The 15,147-nt window shown below is 65.4% G+C and carries 15 protein-coding genes and 1 pseudogene; 12 read left to right on the forward strand and 4 right to left on the reverse strand.

The window, feature by feature from the left end; translation table 11 throughout:
• Positions 1 to 21 precede the first annotated feature (21 nt).
• Positions 22 to 1,209 carry a pyridoxal phosphate-dependent aminotransferase gene (locus AC0L20_RS00490; protein WP_473286963.1) on the reverse strand — a complete coding sequence of 396 codons (1,188 nt, stop codon included), beginning with the start codon at positions 1,207 to 1,209 and terminating at the stop codon, positions 22 to 24.
• Positions 1,210 to 1,429: 220 nt separating this feature from the next.
• Between AC0L20_RS00490 and AC0L20_RS00495 the strand changes: the two genes are divergently transcribed.
• The 10 genes from AC0L20_RS00495 (at position 1,430) to aat (ending at position 11,349) form a co-directional block, all read left to right on the forward strand.
• Positions 1,430 to 2,833: a M48 family metalloprotease gene (locus AC0L20_RS00495; RefSeq protein WP_027569830.1), complete on the forward strand. Its 1,404-nt coding sequence runs from the start codon at positions 1,430 to 1,432 to the stop codon at positions 2,831 to 2,833.
• Between the two features lie 111 nt (positions 2,834 to 2,944).
• Positions 2,945 to 3,712: a DsbA family protein gene (locus tag AC0L20_RS00500; RefSeq protein WP_473286965.1), complete on the forward strand. Its 768-nt coding sequence runs from the start codon at positions 2,945 to 2,947 to the stop codon at positions 3,710 to 3,712.
• A gap of 216 nt (positions 3,713 to 3,928) precedes the next feature.
• Positions 3,929 to 4,768: a DUF1236 domain-containing protein gene (locus tag AC0L20_RS00505; protein WP_473286967.1), complete on the forward strand. Its 840-nt coding sequence runs from the start codon at positions 3,929 to 3,931 to the stop codon at positions 4,766 to 4,768.
• A gap of 264 nt (positions 4,769 to 5,032) precedes the next feature.
• On the forward strand, positions 5,033 to 5,500 hold the full coding sequence (aroQ, locus tag AC0L20_RS00510) for a type II 3-dehydroquinate dehydratase (protein WP_456764528.1): 468 nt from the start codon (positions 5,033 to 5,035) through the stop codon (positions 5,498 to 5,500).
• Positions 5,501 to 5,537: 37 nt separating this feature from the next.
• Positions 5,538 to 6,026 carry an acetyl-CoA carboxylase biotin carboxyl carrier protein gene (gene accB, locus AC0L20_RS00515; RefSeq protein WP_473286969.1) on the forward strand — a complete coding sequence of 163 codons (489 nt, stop codon included), beginning with the start codon at positions 5,538 to 5,540 and terminating at the stop codon, positions 6,024 to 6,026.
• Positions 6,027 to 6,086: 60 nt separating this feature from the next.
• Positions 6,087 to 7,445, forward strand: a complete 1,359-nt coding sequence (gene accC / locus AC0L20_RS00520; RefSeq protein ID WP_473286971.1) for an acetyl-CoA carboxylase biotin carboxylase subunit — start codon at positions 6,087 to 6,089, stop codon at positions 7,443 to 7,445.
• A 106-nt stretch (positions 7,446 to 7,551) separates the two neighbouring features.
• Entirely contained in the window at positions 7,552 to 9,069 is a 1,518-nt protein-coding gene (locus tag AC0L20_RS00525; protein WP_473286974.1) for a sensor histidine kinase, read from the forward strand.
• Positions 9,066 to 9,506: a response regulator gene (locus AC0L20_RS00530; protein ID WP_007609730.1), complete on the forward strand. Its 441-nt coding sequence runs from the start codon at positions 9,066 to 9,068 to the stop codon at positions 9,504 to 9,506. Before AC0L20_RS00525 ends, AC0L20_RS00530 begins: the two co-directional genes overlap by 4 nt.
• The gene (locus AC0L20_RS00535) at positions 9,503 to 10,618 is read left to right on the forward strand and encodes a sensor histidine kinase (protein WP_473286976.1); all 1,116 of its coding nucleotides are present in this window, start codon (positions 9,503 to 9,505) and stop codon (positions 10,616 to 10,618) included. Before AC0L20_RS00530 ends, AC0L20_RS00535 begins: the two co-directional genes overlap by 4 nt.
• A gap of 50 nt (positions 10,619 to 10,668) precedes the next feature.
• Positions 10,669 to 11,349, forward strand: a complete 681-nt coding sequence (gene aat, locus AC0L20_RS00540; RefSeq protein ID WP_473250023.1) for a leucyl/phenylalanyl-tRNA--protein transferase — start codon at positions 10,669 to 10,671, stop codon at positions 11,347 to 11,349.
• Between the two features lie 34 nt (positions 11,350 to 11,383).
• Here aat and AC0L20_RS00545 read toward each other — a convergent pair whose 3' ends face one another.
• Complete coding sequence (locus tag AC0L20_RS00545; RefSeq protein WP_473286978.1) at positions 11,384 to 12,430, reverse strand: DUF2155 domain-containing protein; 1,047 nt, start codon at positions 12,428 to 12,430, stop codon at positions 11,384 to 11,386.
• A 253-nt stretch (positions 12,431 to 12,683) separates the two neighbouring features.
• Between AC0L20_RS00545 and AC0L20_RS00550 the strand changes: the two are divergent.
• Together AC0L20_RS00550 and AC0L20_RS00555 are read left to right on the forward strand one after the other, a co-directional pair.
• A pseudogene (locus AC0L20_RS00550) lies at positions 12,684 to 12,815 on the forward strand (alpha/beta hydrolase); the annotation flags it as partial.
• A gap of 14 nt (positions 12,816 to 12,829) precedes the next feature.
• Positions 12,830 to 13,846: a Na+-dependent transporter gene (locus AC0L20_RS00555; RefSeq protein WP_473287454.1), complete on the forward strand. Its 1,017-nt coding sequence runs from the start codon at positions 12,830 to 12,832 to the stop codon at positions 13,844 to 13,846.
• Between the two features lie 59 nt (positions 13,847 to 13,905).
• On the opposite strand, the gene AC0L20_RS00560 is transcribed toward AC0L20_RS00555, so the two are convergent.
• Both AC0L20_RS00560 and AC0L20_RS00565 read right to left on the reverse strand, forming a co-directional pair.
• A complete protein-coding gene (locus AC0L20_RS00560; RefSeq protein ID WP_473286980.1) occupies positions 13,906 to 14,082 on the reverse strand; it encodes a hypothetical protein in 177 nt (58 codons plus the stop codon).
• 110 nt (positions 14,083 to 14,192) lie between these two features.
• Positions 14,193 to 15,134, reverse strand: a complete 942-nt coding sequence (locus AC0L20_RS00565; protein ID WP_473286981.1) for a GlxA family transcriptional regulator — start codon at positions 15,132 to 15,134, stop codon at positions 14,193 to 14,195.
• Positions 15,135 to 15,147: the final 13 nt, after the last annotated feature.

A 15,147-nucleotide genomic window follows, 5' to 3' on the forward strand; every position in this document is an offset into this window, starting at 1 on the left:
AAGGCTGTCGAAAACTGGCGGCTATTTAAGCCAGTGAGCGATCCGGTCAACTGCGTCCCGCATCTCCGCAGCCGAACGCGCATAAGAGAGCCTTATGAATGAACGACCATGGATCGGATCGAAGTCGAGCCCCGGCGTGACCGCGACATGGGCCTGTTCGAGCATCTGCTTGGCGAACTCGAAACTGTCGGAGGTGAAGTCCGAGACGTCCGCATAGAGATAGAATGCGCCGTCGGCCGGCAGAAACCTGGTCAGGCCGGCCTTGGGCAATCCCTCGATCAGGATGCGCCGGTTTTCCTGATAGCCGTGCTTGATCTCCTCCATCTCGGCCGCGCCGTCGAAGGCCGCTTCGGCCGCGATCTGCGACAGCGACGGCACCGAGATCGACAGGTTCTGCTGCAGCCGCTCGATCGGCCGCACCAGAATCTCGGGCACGACCATCCAGCCGACGCGCCAGCCCGTCATGCAAAAATACTTCGAGAACGAGTTGATCACGAGCGCGTGGTCCGACAGCGCCGCCGCCGTCACCGCGGGAAACGCGTAGTCGAGCCCGTGATAGATCTCGTCCGAAATGAAACGGATGCCCGCGTCTTCCGCCGCAGCGATCAGGCCGGCGAGCGCCTCGCGGGACATCATCGTCCCGGTCGGATTGGCGGGGCTGCCGACCAGCACGCCCTTCAGCGGAGCCTTGCGATGGGCGGCCAGCAGCGCCTCGCCGGTCAGCGCATGGCGGGTCTCGTTCGTGGTCTCGATCAGCACCGGCTCGCAGCCGAGCGCGGTGAGGATATGACGGTACGGCGGATAACCCGGCACCGTTACGGCAACGCGGTCGCCCGGCTCGAACATCGCGAGGAATGCCAGAATGAACCCGCCGGAAGAGCCGGTGGTCACCACGATCCGCTCGGGGCTGACGTCACAGCCATAGGCATCGCGATAATGCCGCGCGATGCGCGCGCGCAAGGAGGGGATGCCGAGCGCTGAGGTATAATCGATCCGCCCCGCCTCGAGCGCCGCATGGGCGGCTGCAATCGCGGTCTTAGGAGCGCCGGCGGCGGGCTGGCCAACCTCCATGTGGATCACATGGCCTCCAGCTGCCTCGATTCGGGCCGCCGCGGCCATCACGTCCATCACCATGAACGGGGGAACATCGCTGCGGCGGGAGGGCGCGAGCCACTCTCCCAATCGGTTCCTCAATGTCGCATCGTGCATCGATTTCTGCTATTCGCTGGCGGGGCCGATCCGTCCGACCCGGGAAAAACGGGGTGCTTGCGCCCCAGACTGGCCGCATTGTACGGCTCATAAGGGGTACGGCTCAAAGGGGCATATCGCGTATCCGGTCCGCCGCCAATCGCCAAAACCAATCACTGAACGGCTTGACCAGGAATGCCTGACAAGCTTGCTGACAAGACCGTTTGACCCAGACCGCTTGATGTTGTTCCAGATCGCATTGCGCAAGAAGGCCACCGCCCTCACCTCCCTCGTCGCGGCGGCTGCGATCGCGCTGACGCCGTTCTCGGCCGCGCATGCGCAGGCCAAGGGGCCACCGGTCCTGCGTGACACCGAGACCGAGCAGCTGCTGCGCGAATACACGCGCCCGATCCTGCGCGCCGCCGGTCTGGAAAAGCAGAACATCCAGATGGTGATCGTCAACGAGGGCTCGTTCAACGCGTTCGTCGCCGACGGCCGCCGCATCTTCGTCAATTACGGTGCGATCCTCCAGTCGGAGACGCCGAACCAGATCATCGGCGTGCTCGCGCACGAAACCGGGCATCTGGCCGGCGGCCATCTGTCCAAGCTGCGCGAGCAACTCGCCAATGCGCAGACCCAGATGATCATCGCCATGCTGCTCGGCGCCGGCGCGATGGCCGTAGGCAGCACCCGCGGCAGTGGCAGCGCCGGCAACAATGGCCTTGCCAATGCAGGAGCCGCCGCCCTCGCCGGCCCCCAGGAGATGATCCGCCGGACGCTGCTGTCCTACCAGCGCCAGCAGGAGGAGAACGCTGATCGCGCCGGCGTGAAATTCCTGACTGCGACCCAGCAGTCGCCGAAGGGCATGTACGAGACCTTCAAGCGCTTCACCAGCGAGAGCCTGTTCGCCGCGCGCGGCGCCGATCCCTATCTCCAGTCGCATCCGATGCCCGCCGAGCGCGTCGCGTCCCTGCAAGAGTTCGCCAGCTCCAGCCCTTATTGGGACAAGAAGGACGATCCCGCGCTCCAGCTCCGCCACGACATGGTGCGCGCCAAGATCTCCGCCTTCATGGAGCGGCCGGAGACGGTGTATCGCCGCTATCCCCTGACCAATGACAGCATGCCGGCGCGCTACGCCCGCGCCATCAGCACCTATCTGCACGGGGATTTGCGCAGCGCGCTCACCCAGATCGACGCGCTGATCCAGGTCCAGCCCAACAATGCGTATTTTTACGAGGTGCGCGGCCAGGCCCTGCTGGAGGGCGGCAAGCCGGCCGAGGCGATCCCTGCCCTGCGCAAGGCTGTCGCACTTTCGAACAACGCGCCCCTCATCGAGATGTTACTTGGGCAGGCTCTGGTTGGGTCCGATAATAAGGCCTACACCGATGACGCCGTTCGGATTCTCCGGGCCGCGGTCGCACGGGAACCGGAGGCCATTCTCGGCTACATGCAGCTCGCGATGGCCTATGGCCGGAAGGGCGACTATGCCGAGGCCGATCTGGCGTCGGCGCAGGCCGCTTATCTGCGCGGCGACAACAAGACCGCCCGCGAGCTTGCGACGCGCGCGAAAACCCGTTTCGCCGTCGGCACGCCCGGATGGGTCAAGGCCGACGACATCGTGGCGTCGAAACCGCCGCGCAACTGACAAGACCAAGACGACCTTACAAGTCGACGCCTTACGAAACGACGTCACGACACTGAGCTTAAGTCCGCCGGGACGTTTTCCGAAACCTGCTTTGGATAAGAGGATTTGCCTATGCCTTCGCTGCGCCTGCTTGCTCCCGCGCTGTTTGCGCTCGCCATGTTCGGCGCAGCCGCGCCCGCGTCGGCCGACAGCTTCTCCGATGCCCAGCGCACGGACATCGAGGTGATCATCAAGAACTATCTCGTCACCCATCCTGAGGTGCTCGAGGAAGCGATGACCGAGCTCACCAAGCGCCAGGCCGCGGCCGAGACGCAGAAGCACGAGGCCAGCGTCGCGCAGAATTCCGATGCGATCTTCAACTCGCCGCGCCAGGTCGTGCTCGGCAACAAGGACGGCGACGTCACCTTCGTCGAGTTCTTCGATTACAATTGCGGCTACTGCAAGCGCGCGATGGACGACATGCTCACCCTCATGAAGGCTGATCCGAAGCTGAAGGTGGTGCTGAAGGAGTTTCCGGTGCTGAGCCAGGGTTCGGTGGAAGCAGCCCAGGTCGCCGTCGCGGTGCGCATGCAGGATCCCTCCGGCAAGAAATATCTCGATTTCCATCAGAAGCTGCTCGGCGGCCGTGGCGCGGCCGACAAGGCGCGCGCGCTTCAGGCGGCCAAGGAAGCCGGTCTCGACACCGCGAAGATCGAGAAGGACATCGGCAGCGCCGAGGTGCGCAGCACCATCGAGGAGAACTTCAAGCTCGCCGAAGCGATGGGCATGAACGGCACGCCGAGCTACGTGATCGGCAAGCAGATCGTCGTCGGCGCCGTCGGTGTCGATAGCCTGAAGGAAAAGATCGCTGTGGCCCGCTGCGGCAAAGCGACCTGCTAACAAGGCGACTTGCTGATCAGCGATCTGCTCTACAACTCACGCATGCAAAAGGCCGGCTGAAACGCCGGCCTTTTCATTGCGCCGAAATCTGGCGCGCGCGTTCATCTGGCATTCAACAAACAAATGCCGCGGAACCGCCAATGTTCCGGAACTCCTGATACCTCCTTTCGTTGTCGGCGCGGGCAATGACGCAGAGAAACACGTGAGGAGAATTCAATGTCTAACCGCTTTATGATCTCGGTCGCCGCGCTCGCGCTCGTCGCCGGCACCGGTCTGGCGAACGCGCAGGGCACCATGAACCGCGACAGCGGTGGCGGTGCTGGCGCGCAGCCGACCCAGCATTCGCAGCCCTCCGGCGCCGCCGAGCGCGGCGGCTCGATGGGCCGTGAATCCGCTCAGGAGAAGGGCACCGTCGGCCAGACTGGCGGCGCCATGAAGTCCGGCGGTGCAGCCGAGGAGAAATCGTCGGGCGGGATGGATAAGTCCGGCCCGATGAACAAGAACGCGGCCGACGAGAAGGCCGGCGCGGCGAAGGGTGAGCACGCCCAAGGCGCGCAGGATAAGTCCGCGCAGGACAAGTCCATGCATGACAAGTCAGCGCAGGACAAGGCAGCACAGGACAAGTCAAAGAGCACGATGGACAAGTCCCAGACGGACAAGTCCAAGAGCACGGAGACTGACACCAAGAGCGGCAATATGAACGCCCAGACCAAGGGCGCAGACAGTCAGACCAAGGGTGCGGACAACAAGGCTGCCGATACCAAGTCTCAGACCACGACCGGCACGGCCTCCGCGACCGCTTCTGCACCGCCCCCCGAGAAGCGGACCGAGATCACATCCGCGATCAAGTCGACCAAGATCGAAGAAACGACCAACGTCAACTTCAACATCTCTGTCGGCACGACGGTCCCTGCCAGCGTTCATTTCCACCCGCTCCCGCCGCGGATCGTCGAGATCTATCCGGAGTGGCGCGGCTACGAGGTGATCTTCGTGCACGGCCAGTACGTCATCGTTCGTCCGCAGACGCGCGAGATCGTGTACGTCATCGAGGGGTAAGCCGGTCCGCTGACCGACCCGTCCCGCACGAGCCCCCGCCGAGAGATCGGCGGGGGCTTTCGGTCTCTCGGGAGACCCCGCCCCTCTGGCACTGCGGCAGCCATGGTTCGGACTGGTTAACAAGCAATTTCCGTAGCTTGCGCACAGGTTTTTGCACCCCGGATGAGGCATCTGAAGCCGGCTCGGAGGTCCTTCAAGGCTTCCCCTCACGCGCTTTGTTACCTATAACCCCCGCCACGCCGAAGCGCCTCTTGCGGGATTGGAATGGCCGAACCAGCAACCGACACGATCCTTGTCCTGAACGGGCCGAACCTCAACATGTTGGGGACGCGCGAGCCCGAGAAGTACGGGCATGCGTCGCTGGCCGACGTCGAGGCGCTGTGCCGGGAGACGGCGGCTATGTTCGGCCTCAAGGCCGACTGCCGGCAGTCCAACCGCGAGGGCGAGCTGATCGACTTCATCCACGAGGCACATGCCCGCAAGATGAAGGGCATCATCATCAATGCCGGCGGCTATTCGCACACATCGATCGCGCTGCACGACGCGCTGCTGGCGGTGCAGATCCCGACGGTCGAGGTGCACGTCACCAACATCCACGCCCGCGAGAATTTCCGACATCACTCCTACACCGCGCGCGCGGCCTTCGCCTCGCTCTGCGGTTTCGGCATCGAGGGCTACCGCCTCGCCATCCAGGGCCTTGCCGCCAAGCTCGGCATCAAGCCCAAAGCCTGACGCTCTCCCATCACACAGAACATTCGGATCAAACAACATGGCGCGCCAGCCAGACGACAAAGCAGCCGCAAAGTTTTCCAGCGAGGATTCCGCCCTCGTCCGCGAGCTCGCCTTGCTGCTCGATGAGACCAGCCTCACCGAAATCGAAATCGAGCGTGCCGGCCTGCGCCTGCGCGTCGCCCGCAACATCAGCGTCGCCGCGACCATGCCGATGCAGATGGCGGCCGCCCCCGCTGCCCTCCCCGCGGCCGCAGCTGCCGCCGTGCCTGCCGCTGCCGACCTGTCGAAGCATCCCGGCGCCGTGACCTCGCCGATGGTCGGCACCGCCTATTGGTCGCCGGAGCCCGGCGCCAAGCCGTTCATCGAGGTCGGCAGCAAGGTCTCGGTCGGCCAGACCCTGCTGATCATCGAAGCCATGAAGACCATGAACCAGATCCCCTCGCCGCGCGCCGGCACGGTGACGCAGATCGTGATCGAGGACGGCCAGCCGGTCGAATACGGCGAGCCACTCGTGATCATTGAGTGACGTTCGAGGGCGGTCTCATCGCCCTCGCCGCTTTCCGCGCGTCAGTCCAATAAGGACACCATGTTCGACAAGATCCTCATAGCCAATCGCGGCGAGATCGCCCTTCGCATCCTCAGGGCCTGCAAGGAGCTCGGGATCGCGACCGTCGCCGTGCACTCCACCGCCGACGCCGACGCCATGCATGTGCGCCTGTCGGACGAGAGCGTTTGCATCGGGCCACCGGCGTCCAAGGACAGCTATCTCAACGTGCCCGCGCTGCTCGCGGCCTGCGAGATCACCGGCGCCGATGCCGTGCATCCCGGCTACGGCTTCCTGTCTGAGAACGCGCGCTTCGCCGAGATCCTCGCCGAGCATAATCTGCATTTCATCGGCCCGAAGGCCGAGCACATCCGCCTGATGGGCGACAAGATCGAAGCCAAGAGGACGGCCAAGAAGCTCGGCATCCCCGTGGTGCCCGGCTCCGACGGAGGGGTCGGCCCCAACGACGACGCGATGGCGATCGCCAGGAAGATCGGCTTCCCCGTGCTGGTCAAGGCCGCCGCCGGCGGCGGCGGCCGCGGCATGAAGGTGGCCGAGAGCGAGGCCGATCTTCAGGTCGCGCTGTCGACGGCTGCCAACGAGGCCAAATCCGCTTTCGGCGATGCCTCCGTCTACCTCGAGAAATATCTGCAGAAGCCGCGTCACATCGAGATCCAGATCCTCGGCGACGGCCGCGGCGGCGCGATTCATCTCGGTGAACGCGACTGCTCGCTGCAGCGACGCCACCAGAAGGTCTGGGAGGAAGGTCCCTCGCCTGTGCTGACTGCGGCTGCACGCGCCAAGATCGGCGAGACCTGCGCCAAGGCGATGCGCGAGATGAAATATCTCGGCGTCGGCACCATCGAATTCCTGTTCGAGGACGGCGAGTTCTACTTCATCGAGATGAACACGCGCATCCAGGTCGAGCATCCCGTCACCGAGAGCATCACCGACATCGACCTCGTGCTGGAGCAGATCCGCATCGCCGCCGGCGGCGACCTGCCGGCGAGGCAGGAAGAGGTCCAGGTCATCGGCCACGCGATCGAGTGCCGCATCAACGCCGAGAATCCGCAGACCTTTCGTCCTTCGCCCGGCCGCATCACGCAATATCACCCGCCCGGCGGGCTCGGTGTGCGGATCGATTCCGCCGTCTATCAGGGCTACACGATCCCGCCTTATTACGACTCGCTGGTCGGCAAGCTGATCGTGCACGGCAAGACCCGCGGCGAGTGCCTGATGCGGCTGCGCCGGGCGCTGGACGAGATGGTGGTCGAAGGCATCGAGACCACCCTGCCCCTGTTCCGCGCTCTGGTGCGCGAAGACGACATCATCAACGGCGACTACCACATCCACTGGCTGGAACAATATCTTGCCGGCAAGGTGGAACCCGCCCCGAAGTAGCCGTCCCTCGGCATGGAACCCTTTGGCCCTAATCGCGTTTGGGACGATGGGGACAGTTCCGAGGGGGCGTTTTGAAGTCCGGCAATCCTGATCGAGCGAGACCGTCGTGACCGCTGACGCGCAGCGACGGCGCACATTCTGGCAGATCCTGCTGTTCGCAGCGGGACTGCTGGTGCTGACCGTGATCAGCTCCGGCTCCGTCTACCTTGTCAACAAGGCGAGGGACGACAGCAAATGGGTGGTTCACACCATCGAGGCGGAGAACCAGATCAACGCCCTCCTGCTGGAAATCCGGAGGGCTGAGAGCACCGCCCGCGGCTACCTTCTGACCCAAGGAGAGGATTTCAAGGTCGACCATGACAAGGCCGTGGCAGCCATCATTCCGGCTCTCGACAAGCTCACGCGCCTGATCGGCGACAACCCGGCGCAACGCGAGAACATCGAGAAGCTGAGCGCGGCGATCGAGACCCGGCTCGGGCAGTTCGTGCAGGAGATGGACTTCATCCGGCGGGGCGAGCCGGAGAAGGCCGCAGCGCTGGTCCGCGAGGTTGTCTCCACGGACGCGACAGCCGCCATCGCCAAAGTCGCGACCGGGATGATCCAGGAAGAAGAACGGCTGTTCCGGCTCCGATCGGTCAATTCGGATCGCAGCCAGACCCTCGCCGCGTCGATGACCGGCATCGGCTCCGGCCTCGTCGTGCTGCTGGCGCTGATATCGATCTGGCTGGTGCGGCGCTCGGCCGGTGCCCGTGACGATGCCGAGGGGCGCCTGCGCGACGCCAACGTCAATCTGGAGGCCGTGGTCGACGAACGCACGGCCGATCTGCGCGAAGCCAATAACGAGATCCAGCGCTTCGCCTATATCGTCAGCCACGATCTGCGCTCGCCACTCGTCAACATCATGGGCTTCACCAGCGAACTCGAAGAGCTCGGCGGCGACATTTTCCGCCGTATCGGCGGCCTCACCCACGTCCCGGCCGACGGGCCGCCGCTGCCGGACGGCGAGATCGCGCTCGAAGGCCCCGACAAGCAGCTCTCAGCGGATTTTTCCGAAGCGCTGGGCTTCATCAAGTCGTCGATCGCCAAGATGGACCGCCTGATCTCGGCGATCCTCAATCTCACCCGCGAGGGCCGGCGCGAGTTCCAGCCGGAAAAGATCGACACCGCCGAGCTGATCGAAGCGATCGTATCGACGCTGGCGCATCAGGCCGCCGAGGCGCAGGCGGAGATCCATGTCGCACCCCTGCCCAATCTCGTCAGCGATCGCCTAGCGCTGGAGCAGATCTTCTCCAATCTGATCGACAACGCCATCAAATATCTCAAGCCCGGCGTCCCCGGCGAGATCAGAATTCGCGGGCGCACCAAGCTCGGCTACGCTATCTTCGAGATCAGCGATAACGGCCGCGGCATCGACCCCAAGGACCACCAGCGGATCTTCGACCTGTTTCGCCGCGCCGGAACCCAGGACAAGCCCGGTCAGGGCATCGGTCTTGCGCATGTGCGTGCACTTGTGCGTCGCCTCGGCGGCACCATGTCGGTATCATCGGAACTGAATACGGGCAGTACCTTCACCATCACGCTGCCCATCACCTGGAACGCCAGCAACCGGAACGCGGATCAATGACTCAACCCGTCAGCATCATCATGATCGAGGACGACGAAGGGCACGCGCGGCTGATCGAGCGGAACATCCGAAGATCCGGCGTCAACAACGAGATCATCTCCTTTGCCAACGGCACGGACGCGATGAAACACCTGTTCGGCCCCGACGGCAGCGGGCTCGTGCAGAAAGGTAATGCGCTCCTGATCCTGCTCGATCTCAACCTTCCCGACATGACCGGGATCGACATTCTCAAGCAGATCAAGGAGAACAAATATCTGAAGGCCTCGCCCGTGGTGGTGCTGACTACCACCGACGATTCCCAGGAAATCAAGCGCTGCTACGAGCTCGGCTGCAATGTCTACATCACCAAGCCCGTGAACTACGAGAATTTCGCCAATGCCATCCGGCAGCTCGGCTTGTTCTTCTCGGTCATCCAGGTCCCGCCCGCCGCCCCATGAACCAGCGCATGCCCACACTGCTCTACATCGACGACGACGGGGCGCTTGCGCGCCTGGTCGATCGCGGCCTGACACGACGCGGCTACAAGGTCGTTCACGCCGCAAGCGGCGAGGAAGGCCTCGAGCTCATCCGCCGCGCGGGCGCGCAGGACAGCATTGACGGCGGCATCGACGTCGTGGCGCTCGACCAGTACATGCCCGGCCTCGATGGACTGGAGACCCTGGAGCAGATCATGGCGATCCCGGGCGCGCCGCCGGTGGTGTTCGTCACGGCGTCGCAGGATTCCAGCATTGCGGTGACGGCGCTGAAAGCGGGCGCGGCCGATTATCTCGTCAAGGACGTCAAGGGCGACTTCATCCCCCTGCTTCACGTCGCGGCCGAGGGCGCGCTGCGCCAGGCCGAATTGCAGAAGGCGCGCGAGGAAGCCGAAGCCGAGATCCATGCCTCGCGCGACCGCTACGCTGCTCTCGCAGCCGAACGCGAGCTGCTGCTGCGCGAGGTCAACCACCGCGTCGGCAACTCGCTCCAGATCATCGCCTCCCTGCTGCACCTGCAGGCAAGCTCCGCCGCGCAGGACGAGGTCAAAGCTGCGTTGACCAATGCGATGGGCCGCGTCGCCGCGGTCGCGCAGGTGCACCGCCGCCTCTACACCTCGCAGGACCTGAAGAGCGTGGTCCTGAACCAGTATCTGGACTCGCTGCTCGAGGATTTGCGCCGCTCGGCCGAGGGCAACCGGATGTCGCGCCTGACGCTGAAGGCCGAACCGATCGAGATCGATCCGGACCGTGCTGTCGCCGTCGGCATCATCGTCAACGAGCTGGTGATGAATGCGGTGAAATACGCCTACCCTGACGGCGCCGGCCCGATCCATGTCGAGCTGACCTCGCAGGGCGACGATCTCCTGCTGTCGATCAGCGACGATGGTGTCGGCGACAACGTCAAGGCCGATCCGCGCTCCACCGGCATGGGCCAGCGTATCGTCGCAGCCATGGCCACGAAGCTCGACGCTTCGGTCGAGCGCGACCCCACCCATTCCGGAACCCGCGTTGTCTTGACGTTCCGCCGTGTCCCCGCTGCCGCCGGCAAGCCGGCTGCTGCCGCAGCGAACTGATCCGCACCGCCCATCGCAACCGCCTTGCGATCCTGCTATTGTGGCGAGCCATGACTTCGCGCGACTCTGCCCCGTCTGAAATCACGCCAGCCGTGCTGCTGCGCGCCTATGCCTGCGGCATCTTTCCGATGGCCGAAAGCGCCGATGATCCGACCCTGTTCTGGGTCGAGCCGGAGTTGCGCGGGGTCATCCCGCTCGACGGATTTCGCGTGGCTTCGCGGCTCGCGCGCACCGTGCGTTCGGATTCATTCCGCGTCACCGTCAATACCGCCTTCAAGGCCACCATCGCCGGCTGCGCCGCGCCGCAGGCCGGGCGCGAGGACACCTGGATCAACAAGCGCATCCGCGACCTCTATGGCGGGCTGTACGAGCTCGGCCATTGCCACAGCGTCGAGGCCTGGCAGGGCGAGGACCTCGTCGGCGGGCTTTACGGCGTCAGCCTGGGCCGGGCCTTTTTCGGCGAGAGCATGTTCCACACCGTGCGCGATGCCTCCAAGGTCGCGCTGGTGCATCTGGTCGCGCGGCTCATCCATGGCGGCTTCGAGCTGCTCGACACCCAATACGTCACCGAGCACCTGAAGAGTTTTGGTGCGGCCGAGATTTCGCGGCGGCGCTACACCGCGTTGCTCGACAAGGCGCTCGCGGGCGAGCCCGGGGATTTCCTGAGGCTCTCCGCCGGTGAAGCGATCCCGGGCGCACGCGCCCTCGAGATCATCGCCGCGCGCCAATAATCAGGGCTTTCTGACCGAACTCAGGGGATTTGGCCTAGCGGCCAAACCCGGGGATACCGAACAGACCCGGCCGCTGCTCGGGCGGCGGAGGTGGCGGCGGTGGTGCCGGCTGCTGCTGCTGGATCGGCGGCAAGGGCTGCGGCGGACGCTGCTGCACCTGCTTGGGCGCGGCTTTCTTCTGCGCGGGGGGCGGCGGTGCTGCCAGCTTGGTGCCGGGATCGGGTGCCGCGGTCGCAATCGTCTGCTGCGGCTCTTTGCAGTCGGTGAGCCAGATATCGTAGATCGGGTGCTCGACGCCGTGCAGGCCCGGACTTGCCGCGTACATCCAGCCCGAGAAGATGCGCTTCACCTCACCCTGCAAGGTGATCTCGTCGACCTCGACGAAGGCGTCGGTGTTGGCGGCCTCGGTCGCCGGTCGCGTGTAGCAGGCGTCGGTTTTGACGCGCAGCGCACCGAACTGCACGGTCTCGCCGATCTCCTCGTCGAAATTGATGATGCGCCCGGTGATCTTGTCGAGACCGGAGAAGGTCGCCTTCTTGTTCACGATCTTCTGGGCCGGCGGCTCGGTGACGACCTCGTCGCCCGGCTGAAGGCTCGCCGGCGTCTGCGGGACAGCGCCGCCCGGCCCGCCCTTCTGCTGTGGCTGGCGCTGACCGGGCGCGCCCGGGGCGCCTTGCGGATTGGGTGGAGCGACCGCGACGGGCGGCGGCTGGTTTGGCGGAGCAGCACTAGACCCGGGCGGCGGCGCCAGAGGCTGGGTCTCGACCGGCCCCGGCATCACATTGCCCTGCCGACCCGGCGGCGGTGCCATCGGACGCGACGGCAGCACACGGCCTTGCGGCGGCAGCTCCGGCACCTCTTCGTCGTCGTCGGGGATCTGCGGCTGCGGCTGGGGCTGGCCACGCGGAATGTTGCCGGGCGGCCGCAGCGGCGGCGGATCGGAGAAGATCGTGCCGATCTGTGCCTGCGCCGGCGTTGCAGCCGTCAGTGCGGTGGCGGCCAGAAGCGCCGCAAGACCTGTCAGGGTAAATGTTCGAAACATCTCGCGCGGCTTCAACAGCGAATCGGGCTTGCTGGACATTCTACAGGGGATACCGCCGCTCGCAGGCCATCCGGTTAACACGGCGAATACGGCGGGGGAAGGGCGGCATCCCTGCCCTTCCCGGCCCGGTCTGGCCAGATCGGCCCCCGGATGGGATAGTCGAGCACCTCCCTGGGGGCCGAGGCGGCTCCGACCAAAAAGAACTCCAACCATAACTGGAAACCCGCAAGGTCGCTCCCCCATGCCCGTCGTGCTCGATCCCGATGCCGCCGCCGTCTACCAGGCCTTCCAAGAGGCCGGCGTGCCCATGGCTACCAAGCATGATCCCGGCCAATTCCACGGCTTTTTCACGATGGGGAAATTGCTGCGAGAGGCCAATGTCGCCGTGAGCGAGATCGGCGCGTGGCTGAAAGGATCGGGCTGAAACGCCCGTTCCCGATGCCACCCGTTCTTCAAAGCATATTCGCCCTCCCCCTGCGCGGGCTGACATGGCTTGGCGGCCAAGGCACCCGCGCGGTGGCGGCCGTCGTGTTCATCGCGCTCGCGGTGCCGCCGCTCGGGGCGTTGCTGCGCCCCTACGTCACCGAGGCGATCTTCGTTCTGCTCTGCATCTCCTTCATGCGGGTCGATCTCGCCGCGCTCACCGGCCATCTGCGGCGGCCGGCGCTGGTCGGGACCGCCACCGTCTGGACCATGATCGGCGTGCCCGTGATCGTCGGGCTGATCGTCCATTTCACCGGACTCACGGCGCGCGCGCCCGACCTTGCGCTCGCCTTGGTGCTGCAGAGCATGGCCTCGCCGATGATGGCCGCGCCGGCGCTGGCCGCGCTGATGGGCCTCGACGCCACGCTGGTGCTGGTCACGCTGGTGAGCGCGACCGCGCTGGTGCCGTTCACGGCCTCGCTGTTCGCAAGCCTGTTCCTCGATGGCATGCTCAGCATCTCGCCGCCTGCGCTGGGGCTGAAGCTGCTCGGCATCCTCGCCGCATCGCTGCTGGCCGCGACCGTGATCCGGCAGGTCTTCGGCGCGACCGCGATCCAGCGCCACAGGCAGCCGATCGACGGCTTCAACATCGTCATCCTGCTGGTCTTCGCGACTGCGATCATGGGCGACGTCGCCAGCGATCTCGTCGCCCGGCCGGTCTCCACCCTCGGCTTCGCGGCGCTCGCCTTCGCGATCTATTTCACGCTGCTTGCCATCACCACGCTGCTGTTCCGCCGCATCGGCTATGAGCGCGCGCTGGCGCTCGGGCTGATGGTATCACAGCGCAATCTGGGCCTGATGCTCGCCGCGACCGCCGGCGCGCTGCCGCCCACCACCTGGCTCTATTTCGCGATGACGCAGTTTCCCATTCACCTGGCGCCCTACATGCTGATGCCGATCGCGCGGCGCTTGACGGCGCGCGCGCAGGCCTCGGGCGCCGCGGCAACCGGCGGCAAGGCCGCATCGGGCTGAACCAGTCCGCAAGTCATGTCCGCTGCCATGCGAGGCCGCTGGTGACCAAGTGAACGTCGTCACGCAGCGCGCCAATTTCCCTTGTGAATATCGAACTTCACGGCGCCTTCGTCACGCATCTTCAACAGGAGCGATTGGCAGTCGTCCTGGTTCTTGATGTTCACGCGCTTCATGATGTCGAAAGTCTTCAAAGGTTTTTCGCGAAGGGCAATCAGAATCTTTTCTCGATCGGTCATTGGGGTTCCTTGCATCGGGATCAGCGACGGTACGTGTTGTACGCATCGTCTACAACGGGTGCATTCGCTTGACGAGGTCCGTTCCGGGTCAAAAAGGCGGAAGGCCGGGCCTACCCGGCCCTTGCCGCGCGCCGCAGCGCCTGCGGCGGCTGGCCGAAGGCGCGGATGAAGGCGCGCCGCATGCGCTCGGGATCGCGGAAACCGGTCGCCTCCGCGACGAGTTCGATCGCCTCGCGCGAGGACTGCACGCGCTCCCGCGCGACCTCGATGCGCAAGCGCTCGATGGCCTTCGAGGGCGTCGTGCCAGTCTCGGCGGCAAAGGCGCGGGCAAAATGCCGCGCACTCATGCCGGCGCGGTCGGCGAGATCTTCCACCGTCAACCGGCTATCGAGGTTCTCGCGCGCCCAGGACAGCAGCGCGCCGAAGCGGCCGTTCGGCGTCTTCAATTCCAGAAGTGACGAGAATTGCGACTGGCCGCCGCTGCGGCGATGATAGAGCACGAGCTGCCGCGCCGTGTCCTGCGCGATCTGCTCGCCGTGATCCTCCGTCACCATCGCGAGCGCAAGGTCGATGCCCGCCGTGATGCCTGCCGACGTCCACACATTGCCGTCGCGCGTGAAAATCTGGTCCGGCTCGAACTTCACCTTGGGATAGCGCGCAACGAAATCGCGTGTCCGCCCCCAATGCGTGGTGGCGCGACGGCCGTCGAGCAATCCCGCCTCGGCCAGCACATAGGCGCCCGAGCAAACGCTCGCCACCCGCACGCCGCGCCGCGCCAGCCGCTGCACGAAGGCGCGCGTGACCTCGCAGCGCGCGGCGTCCGTCACGCCCGCGCCTCCCGCCACGACCAGCGTCGTGATCGCATTCGCCGACTTGAAGTCGCGCGCCATCATCTCGACGCCGGACGAGCTGCGCACGGGCCCCGCGTTCACCGCCAGCACGCGGATTCCGGTCGTCGTCTGGCCCGTGCAGCGCGCCGCGATCTCGAACACGGAGATCGGGCCGGCCGCATCGAGCAACTGGAAGTCCGGGAAGATCAGGATGCCGATCATGGTCATGTCCGAA

The organism is Bradyrhizobium sp. Kon58, assembly GCF_055807455.1.

Bases quoted from the DNA above. Each gene is read 5' to 3' on its own strand.
- accC (WP_473286971.1), top strand. From the start codon at position 6,087: ATGTTCGACAAGATCCTCATAGCCAATCGCGGCGAGATCGCCCTTCGC.
- AC0L20_RS00495 (WP_027569830.1), top strand. From the start codon at position 1,430: ATGTTGTTCCAGATCGCATTGCGCAAGAAGGCCACCGCCCTCACCTCC.
- aat (WP_473250023.1), top strand. From the start codon at position 10,669: ATGACTTCGCGCGACTCTGCCCCGTCTGAAATCACGCCAGCCGTGCTG.
- AC0L20_RS00555 (WP_473287454.1), top strand. From the start codon at position 12,830: ATGCCACCCGTTCTTCAAAGCATATTCGCCCTCCCCCTGCGCGGGCTG.
- AC0L20_RS00545 (WP_473286978.1), bottom strand. From the start codon at position 12,430: ATGTCCAGCAAGCCCGATTCGCTGTTGAAGCCGCGCGAGATGTTTCGA.
- AC0L20_RS00500 (WP_473286965.1), top strand. From the start codon at position 2,945: ATGCCTTCGCTGCGCCTGCTTGCTCCCGCGCTGTTTGCGCTCGCCATG.
- AC0L20_RS00490 (WP_473286963.1), bottom strand. From the start codon at position 1,209: ATGCACGATGCGACATTGAGGAACCGATTGGGAGAGTGGCTCGCGCCC.
- AC0L20_RS00565 (WP_473286981.1), bottom strand. From the start codon at position 15,134: ATGATCGGCATCCTGATCTTCCCGGACTTCCAGTTGCTCGATGCGGCC.
- AC0L20_RS00530 (WP_007609730.1), top strand. From the start codon at position 9,066: ATGACTCAACCCGTCAGCATCATCATGATCGAGGACGACGAAGGGCAC.
- AC0L20_RS00560 (WP_473286980.1), bottom strand. From the start codon at position 14,082: ATGACCGATCGAGAAAAGATTCTGATTGCCCTTCGCGAAAAACCTTTG.
- accB (WP_473286969.1), top strand. From the start codon at position 5,538: ATGGCGCGCCAGCCAGACGACAAAGCAGCCGCAAAGTTTTCCAGCGAG.
- AC0L20_RS00535 (WP_473286976.1), top strand. From the start codon at position 9,503: ATGAACCAGCGCATGCCCACACTGCTCTACATCGACGACGACGGGGCG.
- aroQ (WP_456764528.1), top strand. From the start codon at position 5,033: ATGGCCGAACCAGCAACCGACACGATCCTTGTCCTGAACGGGCCGAAC.
- AC0L20_RS00505 (WP_473286967.1), top strand. From the start codon at position 3,929: ATGTCTAACCGCTTTATGATCTCGGTCGCCGCGCTCGCGCTCGTCGCC.